At 57.0% G+C, this 22,850-nt stretch carries 16 protein-coding genes; 6 read left to right on the top strand and 10 right to left on the bottom strand.

Annotated features, from left to right (window positions below; translation table 11 throughout):
* Window positions 1–24: 24 nt before the first annotated feature.
* On the bottom strand, window positions 25–3,846 hold the full coding sequence (locus tag ACR3E7_RS21080) for a beta strand repeat-containing protein (RefSeq protein ID WP_480503727.1): 3,822 nt from the start codon (window positions 3,844–3,846) through the stop codon (window positions 25–27).
* Between the two features lie 210 nt (window positions 3,847–4,056).
* Between ACR3E7_RS21080 and ACR3E7_RS21075 the strand changes: the two genes are divergently transcribed.
* The gene (locus ACR3E7_RS21075) at window positions 4,057–6,108 is read left to right on the top strand and encodes a hcalcium-binding protein (protein ID WP_480503728.1); all 2,052 of its coding nucleotides are present in this window, start codon (window positions 4,057–4,059) and stop codon (window positions 6,106–6,108) included.
* A 5-nt stretch (window positions 6,109–6,113) separates the two neighbouring features.
* On the opposite strand, the gene ACR3E7_RS21070 is transcribed toward ACR3E7_RS21075, so the two are convergent.
* On the bottom strand, window positions 6,114–7,430 hold the full coding sequence (locus ACR3E7_RS21070; protein WP_480503729.1) for an HlyD family type I secretion periplasmic adaptor subunit: 1,317 nt from the start codon (window positions 7,428–7,430) through the stop codon (window positions 6,114–6,116).
* Window positions 7,427–9,166 (bottom strand): type I secretion system permease/ATPase, encoded by a 1,740-nt coding sequence (locus tag ACR3E7_RS21065; protein WP_480503730.1) that lies wholly within the window; start codon window positions 9,164–9,166, stop codon window positions 7,427–7,429. The genes ACR3E7_RS21070 and ACR3E7_RS21065 overlap by 4 nt, the downstream gene beginning before the upstream one ends.
* A 296-nt stretch (window positions 9,167–9,462) precedes the next feature.
* Here ACR3E7_RS21065 and ACR3E7_RS21060 point away from each other — a divergent pair, with 296 nt between their 5' ends.
* From ACR3E7_RS21060 to ACR3E7_RS21050, 3 genes are read left to right on the top strand one after another with little or no spacing between them, the layout of a single operon-like run.
* A complete protein-coding gene (locus tag ACR3E7_RS21060; RefSeq protein ID WP_480503731.1) occupies window positions 9,463–10,797 on the top strand; it encodes an SWIM zinc finger family protein in 1,335 nt (444 codons plus the stop codon).
* Window positions 10,794–11,831 carry a DUF6493 family protein gene (locus ACR3E7_RS21055; protein WP_480719544.1) on the top strand — a complete coding sequence of 346 codons (1,038 nt, stop codon included), beginning with the start codon at window positions 10,794–10,796 and terminating at the stop codon, window positions 11,829–11,831. Before ACR3E7_RS21060 ends, ACR3E7_RS21055 begins: the two co-directional genes overlap by 4 nt.
* Before the next feature lie 14 nt (window positions 11,832–11,845).
* Window positions 11,846–13,483 carry a DUF7824 domain-containing protein gene (locus tag ACR3E7_RS21050; protein WP_480719543.1) on the top strand — a complete coding sequence of 546 codons (1,638 nt, stop codon included), beginning with the start codon at window positions 11,846–11,848 and terminating at the stop codon, window positions 13,481–13,483.
* A gap of 13 nt (window positions 13,484–13,496) precedes the next feature.
* Here ACR3E7_RS21050 and ACR3E7_RS21045 read toward each other — a convergent pair whose 3' ends face one another.
* The 5 genes from ACR3E7_RS21045 to ACR3E7_RS21025 are packed head-to-tail and all read right to left on the bottom strand — an operon-like array spanning window position 13,497 to window position 18,784.
* On the bottom strand, window positions 13,497–14,408 hold the full coding sequence (locus ACR3E7_RS21045) for an SMP-30/gluconolactonase/LRE family protein (protein WP_480719540.1): 912 nt from the start codon (window positions 14,406–14,408) through the stop codon (window positions 13,497–13,499).
* Window positions 14,398–15,375, bottom strand: a complete 978-nt coding sequence (locus tag ACR3E7_RS21040; protein WP_480503733.1) for an ABC transporter permease — start codon at window positions 15,373–15,375, stop codon at window positions 14,398–14,400. Before ACR3E7_RS21040 ends, ACR3E7_RS21045 begins: the two co-directional genes overlap by 11 nt.
* Window positions 15,372–16,298, bottom strand: coding sequence for an ABC transporter permease (locus ACR3E7_RS21035; protein ID WP_170773368.1), 927 nt, complete (start codon window positions 16,296–16,298; stop codon window positions 15,372–15,374). The genes ACR3E7_RS21040 and ACR3E7_RS21035 overlap by 4 nt, the downstream gene beginning before the upstream one ends.
* A complete protein-coding gene (locus ACR3E7_RS21030) occupies window positions 16,295–17,767 on the bottom strand; it encodes a sugar ABC transporter ATP-binding protein (protein WP_480503734.1) in 1,473 nt (490 codons plus the stop codon). The genes ACR3E7_RS21035 and ACR3E7_RS21030 overlap by 4 nt, the downstream gene beginning before the upstream one ends.
* Window positions 17,768–17,770: 3 nt before the next feature.
* Complete coding sequence (locus tag ACR3E7_RS21025; protein ID WP_480503735.1) at window positions 17,771–18,784, bottom strand: substrate-binding domain-containing protein; 1,014 nt, start codon at window positions 18,782–18,784, stop codon at window positions 17,771–17,773.
* Between the two features lie 224 nt (window positions 18,785–19,008).
* Between ACR3E7_RS21025 and ACR3E7_RS21020 the strand changes: the two genes are divergently transcribed.
* A complete protein-coding gene (locus ACR3E7_RS21020) occupies window positions 19,009–20,199 on the top strand; it encodes a GAF domain-containing sensor histidine kinase (protein ID WP_480503736.1) in 1,191 nt (396 codons plus the stop codon).
* A complete protein-coding gene (locus tag ACR3E7_RS21015; RefSeq protein WP_170789956.1) occupies window positions 20,196–20,927 on the top strand; it encodes a response regulator transcription factor in 732 nt (243 codons plus the stop codon). Before ACR3E7_RS21020 ends, ACR3E7_RS21015 begins: the two co-directional genes overlap by 4 nt.
* A gap of 9 nt (window positions 20,928–20,936) precedes the next feature.
* Here ACR3E7_RS21015 and ACR3E7_RS21010 read toward each other — a convergent pair whose 3' ends face one another.
* Both ACR3E7_RS21010 and ACR3E7_RS21005 read right to left on the bottom strand, forming a co-directional pair.
* Window positions 20,937–21,683, bottom strand: coding sequence for an FAD-binding oxidoreductase (locus tag ACR3E7_RS21010; RefSeq protein ID WP_480719538.1), 747 nt, complete (start codon window positions 21,681–21,683; stop codon window positions 20,937–20,939).
* Window positions 21,623–22,696: a nickel-binding protein gene (locus tag ACR3E7_RS21005; RefSeq protein WP_480719535.1), complete on the bottom strand. Its 1,074-nt coding sequence runs from the start codon at window positions 22,694–22,696 to the stop codon at window positions 21,623–21,625. Before ACR3E7_RS21005 ends, ACR3E7_RS21010 begins: the two co-directional genes overlap by 61 nt.
* Window positions 22,697–22,850 lie beyond the last annotated feature (154 nt).

The following is a 22,850-nucleotide window of genomic DNA, read 5'->3' as shown; positions in this document are numbered from 1 at the left end:
TTCAAATTCGGCGGTGTCGTTGGATCAGGCGGATGCGCCAGTTGGGTCGGTGTGCAGGATATTGTCGGGGGACAAACCGCTTAGGTCGTCCAGCCCTGTGAATTCTGCAACTGTTTCAACCGATGCTGCATTTGGTGCGCTGTATTCGACATGGACCAACACGCTGTCATCGCCATCTGTGGCCATGACATAGATTTCGTCACCCGCTTGCAGATCGCTCAAACTCTCGACAGCGTTTTCAATTGTGCCTGCGCTCAAATCTACCAAAACGGTCGTAAGACCCACGAAACCAGTATTTGTGCCAACGGCGTCTCCCAGTTCCAGGGTTTCGAAATTAGTTCCGTCTCCCCGCAGTGTGGTACTGTCGAACCCATTGAACATAATCGCATCTGTGACCTCAGCCTTTGCGCCGAGCGTAAAGCCCGTAATGGTATCCACGCCGTTGGCTGCTGGCGTAGCTTCGAAGACCACGACATCCCGCCCTGCGTTCGATACGTCTATGGTGTCGTTTCCTCCGAAACCTTGCAGGAAATTGTCGACGGCGTTTGCGGTGAGCGTATCGTCTCCTCCACTGCCCAATTGGTAGACCGAAGGACCACCGTCGGGCGTGTCTATGGTCAGAATGATTGGTTTGGAAGGATCAACGACAGCCGCGGTAAATGTCACAACGGGTTGTGACAGGTCCGAATAGGTCGTTGCGACCCCCGCGATGTTGACAGCTGATGCTCCGACTGGATTGGTCAGGAAAAGCCCGAAATCACTGTTCTCGGAAATGGAGGTAGGGTTGATTGTGACAACGGCCGGATCAAATCCGATTTCTGCTGTGACGGCCAGCCCGCCCGAAATATCGCGGTTCAGGTCGGCGTGAATTTGGAATATCACTGAAGAACCATCGTTGCTGACTTCCGAGATTGTGTATGCGGCGGGTAAATACGCGGTTGTTGTATCCGTTGTAGGTGCGGGATCCGGCCCACCCGTAACTGTTGCCTGAACTTGAAAAGTGAGGTCGTCACCAGCGTTTAGACCAGCAAAGTCGCTTGAAGAGACCGGCAAAGACCATGTCCCGTCTGCGCCAACCGAGGCTGTCCCCACAGGTGTTCCGTTCAGGGTTACACTAACAGTCTGTCCAGCTGTAAGACCTATCGAACTTCCAGAGACTGTGAGTCCCGTACTCTGCGCGTCTGCGAGCAAGACCGCTCCGTTGGTACCCGTGGAATTCAAGGATAGTATCGGGCGGAAATCCGTCGTTATCGCTGCCGTCGCCGGTGTCGCCGGATTGCCTGCCAAATCAGCGACATTTGCGCTTATGGTGAAGGCTGTTGTGTCTGCCAGGCTGCCGAGATCTCCAGAAGAGATGGTCGCGCTCCAACTTCCCGAAGCAACCGTGGCGACATAGTCCTGACCGTTCAGAGAGACCGTAACAGTTTGCCCATCCTCAGCGGTCGTGGTGCCGGATACCGTCAGGTCCGAGCCCCTTTCCGCGATGTCCAGCGTAGATCCGACAGCTAATGGGTCAATCGCTATGACAGGCGCTGAAAAATCGGTATCGAAAGTGCTGATGTCGGATGCGGTATTGCCTGCCGTGTCGGAAACAGAGGCGGATACGGTGTAGGATTCCGTGTCTTGTAATTCAGTCAGGTCAGAAGGTGGCGCGGTAAACGACCAGCTTCCCGAATTCACAGTGGCGGTCCCTGCGACGTCTACGGTGCCATCCCCCCGGACAATTTGGACGGAAACGACAGCTCCGTCGCCCGCATCGGAGGTGCCGGAAACCACGAGGTTGGTACTAAGTTCTGCGAAGTTCAGAACAGGCCCGTCCGAAAGTGAAGTCACGTTGATTGAGGGTGCGGAAAAGTCGGTGTCAAAGCTGCTTGTGGCTCGTACAGCTGGGTTTCCGGCCTCGTCGGAAACATCAGCGGTGACGGCGATGGTTGCGCCGTCCGATAGGGCGGCTACGTCACTCGCAGGAGCAGTTGCTGTCCATGCGCCGCCAGATACCGTAGCGATGTAGGATTGGCCTCCGAGATTGACGGTGACCGTTTGCCCGTCTTCGGCGTTGGTGGTGCCAGTGATTGTCAGATCCGTACCCCTCTCGGATGCATTCATGACAGCGCCAGCCGAAAAACTGTCGATGCTAAGGGTCGGCGCGGTGACGTCCTTGACGATGGCCGTGCTGGCTTGCGGTGCTATCAATCCATCCGTGTCAGACACATCTGCTGTGATGGAAAATGTTTCGCCATCGGTCAATGCGCCGAGATCGGATGCAGGGATAGTAACGTTCCATACTCCACTTGTGACCGTACCTGTATAGGTCTGGCCGTCCAGTGTGACGGTTACGGTTTGACCATCCTGAACATTTGCCGTCGTCCCGGAAATTGTCAGGTCTGATGTCACTTCCGCCGTGTTCAGTGCGTCGCCAACGGGGAGGGTTGCGATCGAGATCGATGGCCCGGTCAAGTCGACCGGAATAGATGCGTTGACCAAGGTAGAAATGTTGCCAGCCGCATCTGCTACTGAAACGCCAATTGCGACAGGTGTGCCGGTCGACAGTCCGCTTAGGTCCGCGGCGGGGATTGTGACAGTCCAGTTTCCTCCGGATGCGGTGCCCGTGTAGACCTGCATATTGAAGTCAAGCGAGACTATTTCGCCATCGGCAGCCGTGGTCGTCCCGGTAATATTAAGGTCACTCCCTACGTCAATCAGGTCGATGGATCCGCCAGCTACCGGATTGAGGGTCAACGTGGGCGCGGTGAAATCCGTTTCAAAGCTGCCTGTTGCCTGTGGCGCAGGGTTGCCCGCAGCGTCTGTCACATCTGCTGTTACCGAAATAGTTGTTCCATCTGGCAAAGCTGACAGGTCTGCCGCTGGTATTGTCGCTGTCCATAGGCCTGCGTTCACCGTGGCTGAATAGACTTGTCCGTTGACGGACACCGTGATGGTTTGCCCGTTTTCAGCGTCCGAAGTTCCGGATACGGTAAGGTCGTTTCCTTGCTCAATGGCGTTCACAACCGCGCCGTGCGAGAAATCGGTTATTGCCAGCGTCGGAGCAATTGTATCGACATTGAAGGTCACGTTTTCGACCGCCAGTTCGTTCCCCTCGCCGTCAAGATGACGGATCGTAACGGTGTTGACACCTTGGGGAAGGTTTGCCGCTTGGTCGGGTGTCAGTGCAACGTTCCAGCTTCCGTCTGGTTCGGGCACCACCGATACGGAAACGGATCCGATCGACACTTCGATATCTGTTGTCCCATCGGGCGTGACCGAATTTAGTGCGGTGCTGCTCAGCGCGTTGGATTGGGCTCCTGCCAAATTCAGGTGGGGATATGTTGGTGCCGGAGCGGGATCATCGCCCCCGCCTCCGCCCCCGCCGCCTGCAGCAGCGGCCGCCCCGGCCAAACCAAGTCCACCTAGTGCGGCAGCGCCAACCCCACTGATGCCACTTGCGGCAGCCGCGCCGCCCGCTTCTGCGGCCAGGCTGAACTGCGCAATCTCAGCCACGATATCTTCCGCGATCATGATTGCACCACTATCGAGAATCTGGATGTTCTCTGACGCCACGATCATCGATTTCCCGTTCGCCAATTTAACCAGGACATCGCCATCTTTCAGCAGTTTGACCGATCTGACACCTGGGATGGTTTCGGCGAATTGAAAGGCGTAAAGCTCTTCGATCGTAGCTTGCCCCAGAGCAGGCAGCGCCATCAGCGTTGAGCCCAACCCACCTGCAAGACCCCGACCTGCCCAGCGGCGCATTTTGTCATCAAGCCAACGACGAATCTGCGCTTTGTCCTCGACCCCGGTCACGGGGTTGTTCGCGTGGCGATTGGAATCGTGGTCTTTGGTCATCTTACCCTCACATGTGGTGTCCGCGTCCGCCCAAGGGGTACAGCTCTTGTTCATCTGTCTTGCCCTCCAGTGACTCATGGGGTCGGACCAGAAAAAATTGAGTTAAACTGATGCCGAACTTCACGTTTTCACCACATTTGTGCTTTGGTTTCGGACCGGGCATCAGATCATCCTGTCATTGAAGCCAAGTGTGGCACGGGGTGATTTGACATGATGCTTCAGTTCGAAGGTGTGGTTGCAACGGGAAGCGTAGCGCTCGATTCAGGTATCAGCGACACGGCTTTAAAAACGTTTAACGGGGACACGTTTCTATACAGCGTGACGGGCCCTGGAGGCGGCATCACGGTTTGGAAGCTGCTAGAAGGCATTGTTCCGCAACAGCAAGACATTCAATATTACAGCGGGACGATTTCGCAACAAATAGGCAATAGTGCCGAGCTCGTGACGCTTGCCGGTAGTGACCAACTGATTCTGGATGTCGATTTGGCCACGGGATTGGTAGGATACACACTTAATCCAGATGGAACTGTCGGAACGTTACAGACTATCGACAGTCTGATCGGGGGCGGAGATGTTTCCGCGCTTGTGCAATACTCGGTTGAGACGGGTGGAGTGCTGGCCTTGGCCCATGAAGATACGGGTCAAATCTCGACCTATCTAGTGAATCCGGACGGAAGTCTGACGGTGTCGGGATCCATCGCCGGTCGCGCCGACTCGATGGAGGTCATTCAATTTGGCAGTGAGAATGTCGTGGTGGCCTCTGATGCAGAGACGGATTCCATCGCGATTTACACAGTGGATTCCGCCACGGGGGGACTGTCAGAAGTTGATAACAGCGATGCGCTGAACCAACTGGGCATTGCAGTGCCTACCGCGGTTGACGTGGTGCAAGCGTACGGTCAGTCATGGGTCGTCGTCGCCGGGGCGCAGAGCAATTCCATCAGCTTGATGAAGCTGGATGCCTCGGGTTCGCTTGTACCCACGGATCACGTGTTGGATTCGTTGCACACGCGGTTCGAAACCCTTCAGGACATGTCCGTCATCGAGGTGGACGGCCATGTGTTCTTAGTGGCTGGGGGAGGCGATGACGGGGTCACACTTTTCACGATGACACCGGGCGGGCAACTGGTTTACCTGGACAGTTTTGCCGACACGTTGGACACCGGACTACAGAATGTTGAGACGGTGATCACGGCTCATGTCGGGGATGAGTTGCAAATATTTGCCTCCTCACAACATGATGGTGGTCTGACGCAATTGACAGTCGACCTCTCTGATCTGGGGATCGTGCAGGAAGGGTTTGGCGCGATCACTGGCACAGATCAAAACGACATTCTTAACGGAGGTATTCTCGACACGAGTTTGTCGGGTGGGGTGGGAGATGACATCCTGATCGCCGGTGCCGGAGCCACAGAGATGACCGGTGGGGCCGGAGCGGATATTTTCGTCATGCAGCATGGCAGCGCCCCTGTGATCATTACTGATTTCGAGGCGGGTACAGACCGTCTGGACATGTTCGATTTCCCACTGCTGCGCACGCCGGATCAACTTACATTCACGGCTACAGGTCAGGGGGCCTTGATAGAGTTTCTGGACACTACGGTCGAACTCATATCCGCTGCGGGAGGTCCATTGTCCGAGCAACAGATATTCGGCGCGGGCTTTGGTGGCCCCGATCATATACCCGTGGACCTGGGGACTTTGGGGGGCCTGGACCCCGGTAGCTCGGATGGTGTTCTGGGCGATATCTCGATCGATTCCCAAACGCAGAATCCGGCTTTGGCGAATGCAGAAATCCAGTTAGCGCTCGAAGGCGGGGGCATTTTGACCGTGCGCGCGGACGAGAATGGTGTATTCGACTTTGACCTCCCTCCTGGGATGTTCTCGGGTGAGTTTGACGTGATCAAGGGCTATTCAACGGCAAGTGCCGATATCAATGCTCTAGACGCGCTTCAGGTTTTGAGTATTTCCGTCGGGCTTGAACCAACATGGGGACCGGCCTCGGCCGAGAATCTGATTGCGGCCGACATCACGCAAGACGGCACTGTAAATGCGTTGGACGCGCTGGCGATTTTGCAGGTTTCTGTTGGGCAATCTACCCCACATTCGCCGGAATGGGTGTTCTTGGACGATGATGCGGATCTCAGCGGCATCACGCCGAACAATGTGTCCTACGAAACAGGGGTCGATATCGTTGCCGTAGACAACGTGATCACCGCAGATATGACCACTATCCTGCTTGGCAATATTGAACAGGCCTAGCCGCTCTATTCCCGGAACGCCCTGTTGAAATAGTCCGACAATGGTTTGACCAGGTAGGACAGAGGCGTACGCTCATCTGTTTTAATCATGGTTTCGACGGGCATTCCGGGGAGCAGTTCCTGACCGTTCAGACGGCCAAGCTGTCCTTCATTTGGTACAACTTCGGCGCGATAAAAGGTCAGCCCGGTGTTGTCATCGGTAAAAGCATCAGCCGAAACGTTGATGACTTGCCCTTCGATTTCTGGTGTTTCACGCTGATTGAACGCGGTGAATCGCAGCAGGACAGGCTGTCCCACGTGCAGCTGATCGACATGAATGGCGTCCACGCGCGAGGCTACCAGCAAAGGTGTGTCCAAGGGCACCACATACATCATAGGCTCGGCGGGTTGGACCACGGATTGCAACGCGAAAACCTGACTGCCATAGACGACCCCTGTCACCGGTGCGCGAATATCCAGCCTTGACAGACGCACGGTCAGGGACAGGCGTCGCTCGGCCAGTTCAGCGATCTGTGCTTGAACATCGCGCAGGGTCGATATCGCCTCTTCTCGGCGGGCAGCTTTCAGCTCGACAATCTGGATCTCGGTTGCCGCGATCTGCCCGCGCAAACGGGCGATATTGGCCTCTAACCGGCCGATATCCCCGGTCAGGCTGGCCTCTTCCCGCAACAGCGCCGAGACCCTGCTGGCCTGTGTCAGGCCCCGATCGAACAAGCTCTGCTGATCTTCCAGCTCCTCCCGGATCAACTCGACTTGACGGCGCAGAGAGATAAGCTGAGCCTCCGTACCTTCAATCTCGCTTTCCGTCTGAATGCGTTGCTTCCCGAGCTGCTCGGCTTGTTGACTTAATGTGTCCAACCGGGCCTCGAACAAACGTTGCTGGCCGCCGACTAGTTCGGGTTCGATGGCCTCTTGCCGTTCCAATTCGTCCAGACGTGCGCGCAACTCCTGTGCCGGGATGCCGTCACGTTCCGCTTCCAGTCGGGCTTTGCGGGCCAAAAGCTCGAATAGTTGAGTTTCTACGATGATTTTCTCAGATTTCAGAAAAGTACCGTCCAACCGGATTAACAGATCGCCCTGCTGAACCTCGTCACCGTCGCGCACGAAAATCTCTCCGACCACGCCGCCGTCGGGGTGCTGAACGACCTGCCGGTTGCTTTGAACTTCGATCGTCCCCTGCGAAATGATAGCGCCTGCAAGTCGGGTTTGAACGGCCCAGTTCCCCAAACCGCCAACCAGAATGGCTAAGGCGACAAATCCCACCATCGCCGGAAATGTGATGCGCCAAACAGGACGAGTATCAGAGCTGCTTTTTTGCATCATTCCCCCGCCTGACTGAGGCCGCGTTTGATCGCACCCGCGTTTTGGACCGTGGCTCCCAGCACCTCGTCGCGAGCACCGGACTTGATGATCTGTCCACGTTCGACAACGATCAGGTTTTCACATTCCGAAATTGCCTGCGGACGATGCGTCATGATTATCGCGGATTTCCCAGCTGCCTTGAAGCCGCGCACTGCAGTGTTCAGTGCCTCTGTCCCATCGGCGTCCAAGGCCGAGTTCGGTTCGTCCAAAATCAAAAGTACCGGGTCTCCGTAGAGGGCGCGCGCCAGAGCGATCCGCTGTTTTTGACCACCTGAAAGCTGGCTATCGTTGCCTTCAAGAAACGTGTCATAGCCTTTTGGCAGCGTCAGGATCAGCTCATGCGCGTTCGCTTTTCGGGCAGCTTCAACCACGGCCTCGGCGTCCGGGTTTTCCGACATTCGTGCGATGTTTTCCGCAACAGTGCCATTGAACAGGGTCACGGTCTGCGGCAGATAGCCGATATGCTGGCCCAGATCGGTCGGGTCGTATTGATCCAACGTCGCACCGCCCAAGCGGATTTCGCCGACCGCCGGATGCCACAATCCCAGCAAGGCTTTGGCTAGTGTCGATTTGCCCGAACCACTGCGCCCGATCACGCCCAGAGCGCTGCCCGGTGCCAGGTTTAGGGAAATGTTGCGCAAAGTTGGTTTTTCCGCACCCGGTGGAATGACGGTTAGTCCCTTGGCCGTCAACCGGGCCTCGGGAACAGGCAGCTTGGTACGAGGCGTTTCAGGTGGAGTTGAATCCAGAAACTCGTTCAGAGACCCCCAGGCTGTTCGGGCACGTTCGATCATCGCCCATTGGCCAATCGTCTGCTCGATCGGAGCAAGCGCGCGACCCAGCAGAATAGAGCCAGCAATCATCGCGCCCGGTGTCAACTCGTTGCGCAGAACCAGCCAGGCTCCCAAGGCCAGCATAGCGGATTGCAGGAACAGTCGCAGTGATTTGGTCAGTGAGGTAAAACTGCCAGTCCAGTCGCTGGCTGCGATTGTCTGGTGCAATGCATTGGTGCGTTGTTTTTGCCAACGCTGAATGATGTCCTTCTGCATCCCTTGAGAGCGTACAATTTCCGCCGCTTGCCGCGCGTGTTCGGAAAAGGAATTCGCCTGTGCCGAAGCCGATTGCGCCGTGGCCACCTTGCGCCGTGTCAGCGCTTGGTTCAGCAATGCTATAGTCACCAGAAATGCTCCGCCGCCTACGGCAAGCCATCCCAGCATCGGGTGGAACAGGAAGATGGCAGCCATGAAAACCGGTGTCCACGGAATGTCCATCACAGCCAACAATACCGGCGATGAGCAGAGGTTTTGAATGGCTTCCAAATCCCGCAAACCTGTTGAAGGCGCAGCCCGGACCTGAGGATTCAAAGATCGTTGTAACGTCGCCTCGAACACACGTTCGTCCAGGGTTGACTGGAACCGGGCACCAAAACGGGCCACGATACGGCCCCTGGCATAGTCTAGCATTGCCATCAACCCGTACAAAAGCGCCACTAACAGGAAAAGAGCAGTCAATGTTTCGACCGCGCGCGACCCCAGAACGCGGTCGTAAACCTGCAGCATGAACAACGGTCCGGTCAGCATCAGCAGATTCACGAAGATGCTGAACAGGAAGGCGAGCGTCAGAAAGGCTGATCCCTGATTGCGAACTTTGCGCAACTCGTGTTGTGGAGGTTGAGAGAAACGGCTTGCTGGCTTCACGAATAGGACTTTCGACGACAATGCTGTTTTGACTCTAACGCACCACAAAGGCAGTTAAAATGCATGGGTTGCGAGATAGAGCGGAACACTGCCGCAAAAGCTACATCAAACACACAGTGATGGGAATGATCGGACCGCCGCGGATCAGACGCCGTTGCTCCCCTGACAATTCCGGAATTGCGGCGATAATGTCTCACGACGCCCTCGGGCCGTTTCGGCCAGTTGAATAGCGGTGCAATCGGCGTCTACGATGAATCGGAACAAATTGATTAGTTTTTAAGTTCCGGTATACGGAGATGAGAGAACTCGACTACACGTATCACTATGCGGGCCGGTCATCTCTGACCGGAATGTCATCTCAGCAGAAGCTGAGTCTGGTGGCTGATCAGTCCGATCCAGATGCTTCTCAGGATTTCCTGATCGCACACGCCAAACACCCTCTGATCACGGCTAGGTCTTTGCGCGCGGTTTCCGATATCGTCGGCAGCCGCTTTTACGTCCCACCCGCGATGCTGGCCCGGATTCTGCGCGAAGCGGACCCAGTGGTCACAGTAGGGCACGAAACCGTGCGGTTTGAGGGGTTTTCAGCTTGTTGCAGCACCTATGCCCGTCTGGACATAGATGAGGCCGCGCTAGACGCCGAACAGCGTCGCACAGGGACAACCAATGTGGATTTTGGCCCCAACTTGAGGGCTATGCTGGCCCAGGTTTCGCCCGACAGCCAGTTGCAGATCTCGATTGGGCCCAAAGCCGTGGCCCTGACACATGATGAAAACCGACTCGTCGAACGAAAAGTACCGCTTCCCTTGCGCTGGTTGAAGGGATTTGCCGAGGTGCAGAGCCATATGGCTGGTATGGTACCCGCTCTTTCATTGGCCCCGACACCAGCACAGAAATTTTTGCGCAGTTTGCCGCGATCGAAATCGGATCATCTGGTTTGGGTATCGGCTCAGGGGCAGCGGGTCAGAGCAACAACCCGAGCTTCGCTGGGTAGCGTGCCGTTGCGCGGTGGTCATCGGTTAAACGTGTTGCTGTCTCTGGCTCCCAAGGCGAAGACACTGCGAGTTTTTGTCAACGATGGTCTGAAAAGTTCAGCCTGGGTTTTGGATTTTGCTGGGCAGCGTTTGTGTCTGGTCTTGAATGCAGATCCTTGGCGCGGGTTTTCAGGCGACGGGCAGTTGCTCTCTGACCTCACGACCGAGGCCGAGAAAACGGCTGCAGTAACCGCGCAATTGAACTGGCAGGACCGGCTTGATCCCAATATCCTGGCACCCCTCATCAACGCCTCACCGCACGAGGTGCACATCGCGCTGTGCCAATTGGCTGCGTTGGGTCGTGTAGGTTATGATCTTTGGTCGCAAACCTGGTTTCACCGAGAACTCCCCTTTGGCTTCGAGCGCGTCAGATCTTTGAATCCAAGGCTGAAAGCCGCCGCAAACCTGGCGGACAACGGAGCGGTCGCATTGTCCCAAAACTATGCGGATGTGAAAAGTGGCGATGTTACGCATCGGGTTCGCTTTGCCGAGGACGGGCACAGCTGCACATGCCCGTGGTTTGCTGCCAATGGCCATACGCGTGGTCCCTGCAAACACATTTTAGCCGTCGAACTGATGATGGAGCGCCAAGCGTGACTGAACAGGAGTTTCTGACCCTGATTACAACGCGCACTGCGCGCTATGTTCTAAAGGCCCTCGCAAAGATGTCGGAGGCGGATCGAAGGCCATTTGCCCGGCATGCGCTGAAGACGCAAAAAGCTTATGAAAAGGTCTGGTGGGAAGCGCAGATGAAAGGCCAAAAGCCGCTCAAAGCATTTACCAAAGACGGCGAAGCATTGGGGATCGCCGTGATTGCCACCGCCAGACCCTCGGAATATGCCTGTGGGGATTGGCGTATCTTGCCGCAATCCCTTCCTTTGGACGAAGTGTTTGCGCAGCTTAAGCTCAGTTGGATCGACGCCTGGGCCGAGGCTGCGGTTGAAGACAATCCCCGCCTGATCGACGCGGTACATTTGTTGAACCGAAAAGGGTTGTGCTCAATCCCTCAGACGGACGCCTATATTCTTGGCTACTACGCCATTCAGGCGGGCGTTCCCGACAACGCGCGGGATCAGTTTTTGTCTCAGGATGTCTGGCGGTTCTTCGAGGTTGAAGGCGGTGGTGATCTCAGTCTTGCTGCGCATGACAAATATTCAGGACCCCGCGCAGGATGGGCGGATGTTTTGCGAGCTCTGAGCGAAATCGGTGACCTGGACCGACAGCGCTTGTTGGATAGCTCACTAGAGGCCCTGAAGCGGGATTTTGCGCAGTTTCGCGCGGGTTGGTACTCGCGGTTTCATACAGCGCTAGAACCGAGCGATGCTGAAATCGTTGAGCGCGTCGATCAGTACCTCGGCCTCCTCAATAGTGCGGTTCCCCCGACAGTGGCGATTGCGGTCAAGGCGCTGAAGCGCGCCGACAAATGTGGTGAACTTGATGCCAAAGCCCTGCTCGACGCGATTGAACCTGCTTTGCAAAGCCGCCAGAAATCGACGGCTTTGAATGCGTTAGGTCTATTGAAATCCTGCGCCAAACGCACTCCGGATAGGGTGGCCGAAATTGCCGAAACCGCCACCTCGTCTTTGATATCAGAGGTTGGGGATGTGCAAACGCGGGCGGTGGATCGATAGAAAGCCTCGGTCAGATGCATAATGCCGGGGTTCAGACGGCGATGGCGGACTATCTGGATGTGGTGACGCCGACGGTCCGCGCGCGGCTTGCTGACACCGCACCTTTGGCCAAAGCGGAAATCACCGACTTTCCCGTTCCTAGACCTGAGCCGTTTGAGCCTGTTTCCTCCGTAGATGAGGCGGTTTCGGCATATCTGGCCCTCCTGGAGGATTGCCATGACCCCTTCCTGATCGAGCAGGCATTTGATGGAATAGCGCGGTTCGGAGCCGAGGCTGACCCGCTACTTGGCCCTCTAAAAAAGCGGGCAAATCAGATCAGAACGCGCGATCTCGAGGGCGGTTTTAGTCCGGGTAAGTATTTTCAGCGACCTATTTCGGTTGCGGGATTGAGCTGGGCCAACGGGTCCTATTTCGATGCCGAACTGCAACCCTATCTAGAGCCACGATATTCCGGTCACCAACCCTTGGGTATTTCGCCCCATAGTTTCGAAGGGATATTCGCGGCGCGCGCCAAAGAGCTGTTGTCTTTCGTTCAGGCGGGCCATTCGGTTCCGATGCTCTCGGCCCCTTCCGACAATCGCGGATGTGTTGACCCATTGCGTTTGATTGACAGGCTGGAACATTACCGTGGCCTGGGTGTTCGGCCGGGGGCCATGGATTTCAGGCTTGCGATCCTGCGGCTGGGGTCGGAAGGGCGCGAAAAGGCGTTGGCGGCTCTAAACCCGCGGACCGAAGCAGAGCGTGCGTTGGGATATGCCTTGGGCGGTGAGTTCAGGCCTGAAACAGATTGCCAACTCTGGGCTATGGCCTGGCAGGGGCGCCGACCGATTGAGGCCGACCCCAATATCCAGCGTTTGGTTGGGGGTATTATTCCCGGTCTGGGTACTCCTGCAGAGTATCGTTTCACGGCCAAAATCCGGCGTATCGACGAATATTTCTGGCCGCAGCCCAGCGTCTCTATTTTACCGAAAATGCCGGGTGATGTTGATCCGAGTTTGGGTTTTGTCCTGCCTGCGAAATTCGAACACAGCTATGGAAGCGATCCTGGTGCCAGCTGGCTGCTAGGACTGAACCCGTGGGCAGTATTGATGAACCCATCGCAGCCAGAGTTGTATTTCGTTGCCGGTATTTTCGATCTGGAACTGGATCAAAAGCTGACGCGGCACCATTGCCTGACCTATCTGGACCCGTTTTTTCGCCCCGGATTGCAGCCGGGTAAAATGGCCCATGCGATGTTGGCGTGGTATCTGGCAAGTGCGGATGAAGGTATCGGAATGACCACCAGTGACGCAATCGCAACCTTGATTGCGCAGGGCAGATTTCAATCCGAAGAATTTGCCGACGCCGCGCGCGAGTTGGTCTTTTTCGGAGCGCTCCCCCTGCGGCGCTGGACCAAACGCATGGCGCAAGTCTCTGAGCTATCCAAAATGCACGCGCATGAGATTCAAAAAGCTTTGTCAGCGATGCTGTATGACTTGCCCGACACGCTTCCGCGCGATTTGGGCGGAATTCTGGAACTGCTCCATGAGCTTTGTGTGCTGTCAGGGTCTGGTTTGACAGCACCAAAGTCTACAGCAGCTTTGGCGGCGATCAAAGCTGGCGGAAAGACCGGTAAGTTTGCAAAGAAACTGTTGAAGCTTCATAGCCTATAGGGCCTTGAGCCCGTCAGGCCGCGGCGGAATTGACGAAGATCGAATAGACAGAGGTCGAGGCCGTGATGAACAGCATGTTCCCGCGCGTGCCCCCGAATGTTAGGTTCGCAACCGTTTCGGGCACTAGGATCTTACCCAGCAAATCTCCTGCCTTCGAAAAGACATGCACCCCGTCTGCTGCCGAGCACCAGATATTGTCGTAGCGATCCACCCGCAACCCATCCGGCAATCCGTTGTCGATGGTTGCAAACTCCTGACCGCCGCTCAGACTGCCATCCGTGTCTACGTCGAACGCTCGTAGCACTGAAGGAACTTCAGGGTCGTGGCTGCTGCCTGACTCCGCAATATAGAGCCGGTTTTCGTCGACCGAAAAGGCAAGTCCGTTGGGCTGAACGAAATCGGTGACAACCGCCGAAAGTGCCTGCCCATCCGGGCTGGCGCGATAGACAAAGCTGCCCTCTTGTTCCGGGGTGGCCTGATGCCCTTCCAGATCGGACAGAATGCCATAGGTCGGGTCCGTGAACCAGATGGACCCGTCCGAGCGAACCACCACGTCGTTAGGAGAATTCAGGCGCTTGCCCATGTAACTTTCGGCAATCACCTGCCGTGTGCCGTCATGTTCCGTGCGCACAACCGAGCGGCTTCCATGGTGGCAAGTAACAAGGCGACCGTTTGGATCGCGGGTGTTGCCATTAGAATATTCGGACTGCTGACGATACACACTTGCCCCACCACCTTCGGTCCATTGGTAGATGCGGGCATGGGGTATATCTGAAAACAGCAACAGGTTATGTGCGGGAAACCAGACCGGCCCTTCTGTCCAGCGGTGCCCCGATGAGAGGCGCGCAAGGCCCATATTGCTATGGATCAGATCGCGGAACTCGGGCCGGATGATGTCGTAGGTCTGCGAAAAATCATACGTCATATCCTTTACGGCTGGCCAATGCGACGACTCCGACGATGACAAGCCCGGTCAAAATAAGCCGGACGCCAGCCCCCAAACCGTAGGAGTTCAGCATTGAGACGATGAGAAACATAAACAAAGCGGCGCCCCAGATACCGGGCACGTTGGAATTGCCGCCACCAATGGAAGATCCGCCGATCACGACGACCGCAATGGACATCAACATGTATTCAGTCCCCATATTCAGGTTTGCACCCCCCGAAAAGCTGGCCAGAAGAAACCCCGCCAGCGCAGCACAGACAGCCGAATTGACATAGACGCCAAAGCGGACCGCGTTGACAGGAACTCCGCTGAGTCGGGCAGCGCGCAGGTTCTGGCCGATGGCCGATATCCACCGTCCCGCGATCGACCGTTCCAAAAGTACCCAAGCGCAAATCGCCAGAAGGATACCGATCACGGCGACGTTGGGAATTCCAATCGCGCCACCGGTTGCGAAATCGGCCAGCGGCTCAGGCGGTTTGATACGCAGCCCTCGGTTCGACCAGATGGCCAGTGATTGATAGAGGAAAGAGGCAGACAGGGTCGCGATGATTGGTGGAATACGCAGCAACAGGATCAAGGCGAAATTCACCAGGCCGCAGCCAATGCCGACGCCGATTGCAACCAATAGACCGGGTATGATCAGCGCGGTTTCCGAGTCCATGAACTTCAGGGCCAGCGTCGCCGACAATGTCATTGATGCGGGGATCGAAAGGTCGACATTGCCGGGACCCAAGGTGATCACCAGCATCTGCCCGATCCCGACGATGGCGGAAAAAGCAGCAAATGTCAGGGCGGCATAGAACAGCGACCCAGCACCGGAACCGGCGATCAGACTGGTTGCCGCAAAAGTCAGGGCGGCGGCCACAAAGGCCCAGATCCAGGGTTTTGAGAACAAGATCCGTACAGGATTCACCGGCCCTTCGGTGGATGAGGTATTATCGGTCACGCCGCAGCCTCCTTCCGAACGAAGAGCAGCCGCACCGCCAGAACAAGGATCAGGATCGCCCCTTGCGCTCCGATCTGCCAGTCAGGCGACAGGCGCAAGAAGGACAGGAAACTGGCTGCAAGGGTCAGGGTAAGCGCGCCGATCACCGCCCCAAACGGAGAGATGCGTCCACCGACAAACTCGCCCCCGCCCAGAATGACACCGGCAATGGACAGCAGAGTGTATCGCAGCGCAATGTTGGCATCTGCCGCTGTTGTCAGACCGACAAGGCACATTCCGGCCAGAACGCCGAACAACCCGGCCAGCCCATAGGCGGACGCGCGCAGTTTGACCAGAGACCACCCTGCGCGCTCCATCGCGCGGTCATTGCCGCCGACCCCTTGCAGGATCACGCCGACCCAGGATCGTTTGATCAGCAGGTGTACCACCAACGCGATAACTAAAGGTGCGACCACAGCAATGGGGACCAGAGGTGTCTTGTAACTCATCAACGTCTTGAGCCATTCCGGCGATGCGCCACCGGGCGAAGGCAGGATCAAAACGGCCAGCCCGCCCCAGACAAAAGACATACCCAAAGTTACGACAATGGCAGGCAACCCTCGGAATTGGATCAGCGCGCCCAAACAAGCATAAGCCAGAATAGCCGTCGCCAGGATGGCATAGCCGATCAGTGGTGTGTCGTGAACGAACGTAGCAGTCACGCAGGCGCAGAAGCTGACAAATGTACCAATCGACAGGTCGATATCGTTGACCATGATGATCATCATCTGGGCGATGGTCGCTAAGGCGACCGGAATCGCCAGATTGAACAGCAGGTTCAGACCGAAATAACTCATCGCGCGCGGTTGCAGGTAGAAGACAGCTCCCAAAAGCACGGCCAGCGACAAAACGGGCAGGGCGAGACGCAGACGATCCCCGGTCATTCTGCGGCCTCCTGCATTTCGAATGAGGCGGCAAGAATGTTCTCTTCGGTGATGTCATCCCCGCTGAGTTCCGCTGCAATGTGTCCGGTGCGGAAGACAAACACTCGGTCGCATTCTAGAATCTCGTCCGTCTCGGTGGAGTACCACAAGAAACTGCGTCCCTTGGCGGCTTCGTCGCGGATCATTTGATAGACTTCCTTCTTGGTGCCCACATCGACACCGCGCATGGGGTCGTCCATCACCACAATCGGCGCGGATGAGGCCAAGGCCCGTGCGAACAAAACTTTTTGCTGGTTCCCCCCGGACAGAGACAGGATGGGGTTCGATACGTTGTCGGTGCGAATTCCAATCCTCTGTTTCCAGTTCTGAACCAGATCGGATTCCTTTCCGCGATCCACCAAAATTCGGCTGCTGAATTCGGACAGGGTGGTCAAAGACAAGTTTCTGAGGATCGACCAAAGCGGCATAACCCCGTCCCGGGTACGGTCACCCGCGACGAAGACCACCTCGGGATCTCCCGAGGATTTCCAGACCGATGAATGGTCGAAAAAGATCTGTGCGAGCGCCTCGGCCTGACCATGACCGGCCAGCCCGGCCAAGCCCACGATCTCGCCTTGACGGGCGTTCAGGCCATTCTCGGCGCGCACAACCTCGGCACCCAGCGTTTTGGTGGCGCGGGTTTCGCTGGTATCGGTGTCGTCTGGTGCCACGTGGCCCATAGCGTCCACAATGCTTTCGCGGGTGAAATTTCGGGCCGGTTGGTCATCCACGATCTGACCATCCTTCATGATCACGATCCGGGTCGACACATCGAAAATCTCACCCATCATGTGCGAGATGAACAGAACCGCGCCACCCTCGGTGCAAAAACGTTTGATATGATCCAGCAACTGCTGCGCGATGGCCGCATCAAGTGATGAGGTCGGCTCATCCAAAATAACAAGGCTGGGTTCGCTGTCGCGGTCTGCGAAGGCAATGGCAATTTCGACCATCTGGCGTTCGGCAATGGTCAGGTTGCCGACAGTGGCACTTGGTTTGATGCCGTGGCCGGGAAAAACCAGATCCAGCGCGTCCTGCATTTTCTGCCGCGCCACGCGTCGCCAATTCTTGCGTGGCATGGTGCGAAATGGAATGCGTAGGTTTTCCAGCACGGTCAGGTTCGGGCAAAGCGACAATTCCTGAAACACGCTGCGCACGCCGGATGCCTGCGCTTTTTGTCCATTGGTCAACGTGGCATCCCCGGCGCGGTAGGTCACAGCGCCCTGAGTGGGGGACAGCCGCCCGTTGATTACATTGGCCAGTGTCGACTTGCCCGCGCCATTGTGGCCGACCAATCCGATACACTCGCCCGCGGCAATTTCCAGCGTCGCTGCGCGCAACGCGTGAACGGGCCCAAAAGACATATGGGCCGCGTCCAGAGAGACAACCGGCGCAGAAACTGCGCCGGGTATCGTGTGTAAATCGCTCATTGACTACTGAGCCGACGAAATCACGGTTTTGGCCTGTTCCAACGTATATTCAACGTTGGCGACCGACCCTTTGGGTGTGGTTTTCAGCGACTCTTCCAATTCGTCCTGGGTGATGGTCAGGAAAGGCACGGTCAGGTCCTTGGGCACGTCGTTTCCGTCCAGAATCTGTTGCGCGACCCAGAAAGCAAGCGTGCTGACGCCCGGAGCAATGGACAGCGACGTGGTTTCATACCCGTTGGCGGCTTTTTCGTCGGCCCACCACTGCAATTCGTCCTGACGGTTGCCCATGACGATGGTTGGCATCGAGCGGTCGGTGGCTCCAATGGCCTGTGCGGCGCCATAGCCGTCACCACCTTGGGTCACGACACCGACGATTTCCGGCAGGCTTGGCAGAATGCCCGCAACGGCCTTTTGCGCAACGTCCTGCGCCCAGTCGCCATGAACCGAACCTACGATCTCAAAGTTGGAGTTCTTTACCTCGTCATGAATACCCGCGCTGATTTCATCATCGACGAAGACACCGGCCAGCCCACGGATTTCCAAAAGGTTGCCGCCATCGGGATAGCGCTCGGCCAGGTATTTCACTTGTTCGCGGCCCATCTGTTGGAAGTCGACGGCGATGCGCCATGCGCAGGGCTCCTGCACGATCCCGTCAAACGAGACAACGGTGATGCCCGCGTCACATGCAGCTTTGACCGCGCCATTGATTGCCGTGGGCGAGGCTGCGTTAATGACGATGGCGTCATAGCCCTGCAGGATCATGTTCTGAATCTGGGCAGCTTGTTCGGTCGCCTGATTTTCAGAGGTGGTGAAGGCATCCGCTGCGGCAACCAAGCCTTCGGCCACGGCTGCATCCCCATTTTTCTGCCAGCTTTCCAGCATGGCCTGACGCCATGAGTTTCCGGCATAGTTGTTGGACAGCGCGATGCGTTTGTCGGATGTGTCTGCGGTGGCACCGGTGGCCGCCATTACGGTAATCCCGGCGACAGCGCCAAGCATGATTGCCTTGAGTGTCATAGTTTCCTCCCTGGGCGGCCCCTCCGCCGCACGTTCATCGGGCCCGCTCAATCCGGCAGGCAGCGAGAGGATTCCGCGCAATGGGCAAAAGTGTAAGAGTAGGATGCGCGCAAAGATTGCGGGTTCCCGCAAAACTATTGCGGTGATCCGCATGACAGGGTGGGGTCGGACTTCTATACTGTGTTGTGCCGGTCGCCGCGGACCGGTTTTTCGAAAGTGCGTCCATGGCCGATCTTGCCTATTACCTGCGGATTTCCAATCACCTGGCAGGCAACCTCGACATCAAGTCCGCTTTGCGCTCGGTCAAGTCCGAGATCGACCGCATTTTGCAGGTTGATCACCTTGACGTGTGCCTGGTTGACGACAAGGGAAACTGGAACACCAGCTACGAGGTCGGTCTGCGCACCAGTTGGAGCCGCACGCGCGCGCCTGTCGAGGTTTCTCCGGTGCGCGATATCCTGCGGGGGGAATGCGACAGCATGTTGACCGGCAACGCGCTGGAAGACCCGCGATATGTGTTCGAAGGGGCCGATTGCGAGCCGATCATCAAACATCAGATGCGCAGTCGCGTTAACGTGGCGATGAAAGTGCTGGGACGCACGATCGGTGCCTTGAACTGCTCGTCGCAGAAGCTGGATTTCTACGATGACCAGGCGGTCGAACAGGTTCGCAACATCGCCGATATTCTTGCCCCCTATTTCTATGCGCTGCGAGCCAACGAACAATCGCGGCGCGAAGCGATCATGCGCGCGGAATTGCAGGCGCGTGAAGAAGGGTTGCGTCTGGGTGCATTGAGCCTGACCGACGCGCTTGAGCTTGAGCGGCAGAGGATCGGTATGGATCTGCACGACCAGACGCTGGCCGACATGACCCGGATCAGCCGAGAGCTTGAGCGCTGCAAAACTCAGAAAGATATCGAAGCTGTGCGCGGGTCGATGCAAACCTGCATCCAGGGGCTGCGCGAGATTATCGACACTTCGATCCCGTCCCTGCTGGAGCTGTTCGGGTTCCAGCACGCCGTGCGCACGCATCTTGAGCGCGCGGTCGGAACGGATCAGGAGATCGACATTGACGTGCGCGACCTGTCCGACGGGCTGATCGATGATCTGCCACAGACCAAACGGATTGCGCTCTTTCGTATCGCGCAGGAGGCAATCAATAATGCAGTACGCCACGCTCAGGCCTCGTCCATTTTGGTCGAGATCGAATGCCGGGATGGGCTGCATCTATCAGTGCGTGACGATGGGGGCAGCTCAGCAGCGATCGAAACTGGGAAAGTCTCGGGCGGTTTGACCCATATGCGAACGCGTGCCCGGCTTATCGCGGCACAGTTTGATATCCGCTACGCCGAAGGAACTGAAATCAGCGTCAGGCTCCCGGTGTCGGAATGCCGCGGCAGAGAGGAGGTGGCATGAAGGTTCTTCTGGTCGAAGATGATGCCATGCACGCCAACTACCTCAAAGAGTTGGTACTGGAGGCTTTGCCCGAAGCGTCGGAAATCAGCCTAGCCTCTAACGGGCGCGAGGGTGAGGTCAAGGCCCGAGAAGATGGTGTCGACGCCATCGTCATGGACCTGCGCATGAAAGAGCGCAACGGGATCGAGGCGGCCCGCACCATTTGGTCCGAGCGACCGGAAACGCGCATCTTGTTCTGGTCGAACTATTCAGACGAAGCGTATCTGCGCGGCATCGCCCGGATCGTCCCGAAAGAGGCCGCGTATGGCTATGTTCTGAAAACCGCCAGTCCATCGCGCATGCATTTGGCGTTAAGGGCAGTCCTGCTGGAAGCCCAGATCATGGTCGACCGTGAGATTCACCAAATTCAGCGGGATCAAAGCCGGTCGGGCGAGGCGCTGACCGAGGTCGAACTGGCGATCCTGACCGATCTTGCGCTAGGTCTTCCAGACAAGGCCATTGCCGTGCGCAGAAAACTGGCGCTGCGCACTATCCAGAACCGTTTGCTGTCGATCTACGAAAAACTGGACGTCAACGACTTGCTGATCGAAGCCGGAGATATTGCGATCAACAAACGCGTGCGCGCCGTGTCCAAGGCGATGACCTCGCAGATTTTGAACAACGAAGCCATCGTCGCTGCTGAAAAGGACCTGAGCGCGTGGCTGGCGCGCTCGGCCTTGTCGCTCTGAAATCTGCGCTCAGGTTGGCACGATATTGTGGTTGATCCGAAACAGGTTCTGCGGGTCGTATTGTCCTTTGATCTGACCCAGTTTTGCGCCATTGGAACCATAGGCTCCAGCCATGTGATTGGCCTCATCTTCGGGCATGAAGTTCACATAGGCGCTGCCTGTGGCGTGAGGTGCCATCTGATCGTACAACGCCCGCGCCCAACTGATGCAGGTAGCGTCTTTTGAGGGATCTTCCCATCGGGTGTGAACGTTCATGATGAAATGAGCGCTGCGCTCGGGATAGGCCGTTGCATCCGCGGGTACCCGCGCCATGGCACCGCCTACATGTGCGATGAACACTTCGCAAGCCGGATCAGGTAGCGTGGCGATTGCGGCAAGCAGGTCGGATGTCGCGTGGGATGTCAGCGTGCTGAAATCGTGGCTTTTCCAGTAATTGCGCGCGCCGGGCGTCAGAAGCCCATCAAAGGCCGCTTGCCAGTCCACGAATGCATGGGGCGAGATGACATCTGCAATCGGATCACCAAGACCGCGCAAGCCGGCCATAGCTTTTTCGCCGTCGGCCATTGGTCCGGCATAACACGCGGCAAAGATTAAGACCTCGCGCCCATGCCATTCCTCGGGCAAGAAGGGCAGAGGCGGGGCCTTGCGCATCACGGTCCAGACCGTCAGTTCATCTGGCGCGGAATCCGCGATTGTCACGTATTCCGGCAGTAGGTCGGGGGCCGCTTCGATCGGGTGAACGACCAAACCTGACAAGACATCGGGGCCCAGCGGATGCAGTTGGAATTCGAACGATGTGACGACGCCAAAGTTGCCACCTCCGCCCGCAGGGCCCAAAACAGGTCAGGGTGACTTTTGGCAGATGCGGTGACGATTTCGCCGTCGGCGGTTACAACCTGGGCAGAGATCAGGTTGTCGATGGTCATCCCGAATTTCCGGGTGATCCAGCCAAAGCCGCCACCCAGTGTCAAACCAGCCGTTCCGGTGGTCGAGTTGATGCCCAATGGGACCACCAGCGCATGGGCTTGTGTCTCGCGGTCGACATCGCCCAATACGGCGCCGGGTTCTACGCGCGCAGTTCGGTTGACCGGGTCCACATGTACCGAACGCATCTGCGACAGGTCCAACATAACCGCATCGTCGGCGACAGCATGGCCCGCGATCTGGTGACCACCCGACCGAATGGACATGGTCAACCCGGCCTCGCGCACGAAATTCACCGCTTTTTGCACGTCACTGGACCCAAGCGCGCGGATCACGAAACTTGGGTGCCGCTCCACGATGCTATTCCAGGTTGTGCGGGCCTGATCATACTCGGGACTGCCGGGCAAATGGACGCCGCCGCGCAGCGTTGCGTCCAGTGTCCAAGGCAGCGCGCTCGATCCGAGCGGCGCTGCCGTCCAATGTCTTGACGTCAAACATCTTAAATTCCTTCCTGGTTCAAGGAAGGTTTCTTGCCCCCTGCCCCGCCTGTTGTCCGGCGGGTACGCGCCTTTCGTCGTTTGCGAAAACTCAGGCAAAACGCCGGGGTCGATGCGATCTACCGGAGTAATCACATCTGCCGGAATATTCAGCCGTTTGGCGGCCTGTCTCAGGCTTTCTTCGTCAGGGGCCTCGTAAAGGCAATAAGTCTTGCGCTTGTCCGCGCTGAGGAAAGAAAAGATCCATTCGATCCCTTCTTCGTCATTTATTTCTTTAATATGTGCTTTGTCGCCTTCGGTCAGGTTTACCTGTTCGGCGAATTGGCGTTCAATAATATACCTTGGCATATTTCCCCCCCAGGAAATGAAAACAGGGTTCAGCTTGCAGTTCCTTCAAGCCTTCTAAGGGAAACCATACTCAATTTCTGAGCTGTTGCCAACGCCTCGGCCTCGAGATGGATGGCCTGTTCAAGGTTGTCCTTGCCGCCAAGCCTGCGCAGAG

It is taken from the genome of Ruegeria sp. BK1, assembly GCF_056535645.1.
This window is presented reverse-complemented; position numbering and strand designations above follow the sequence as displayed.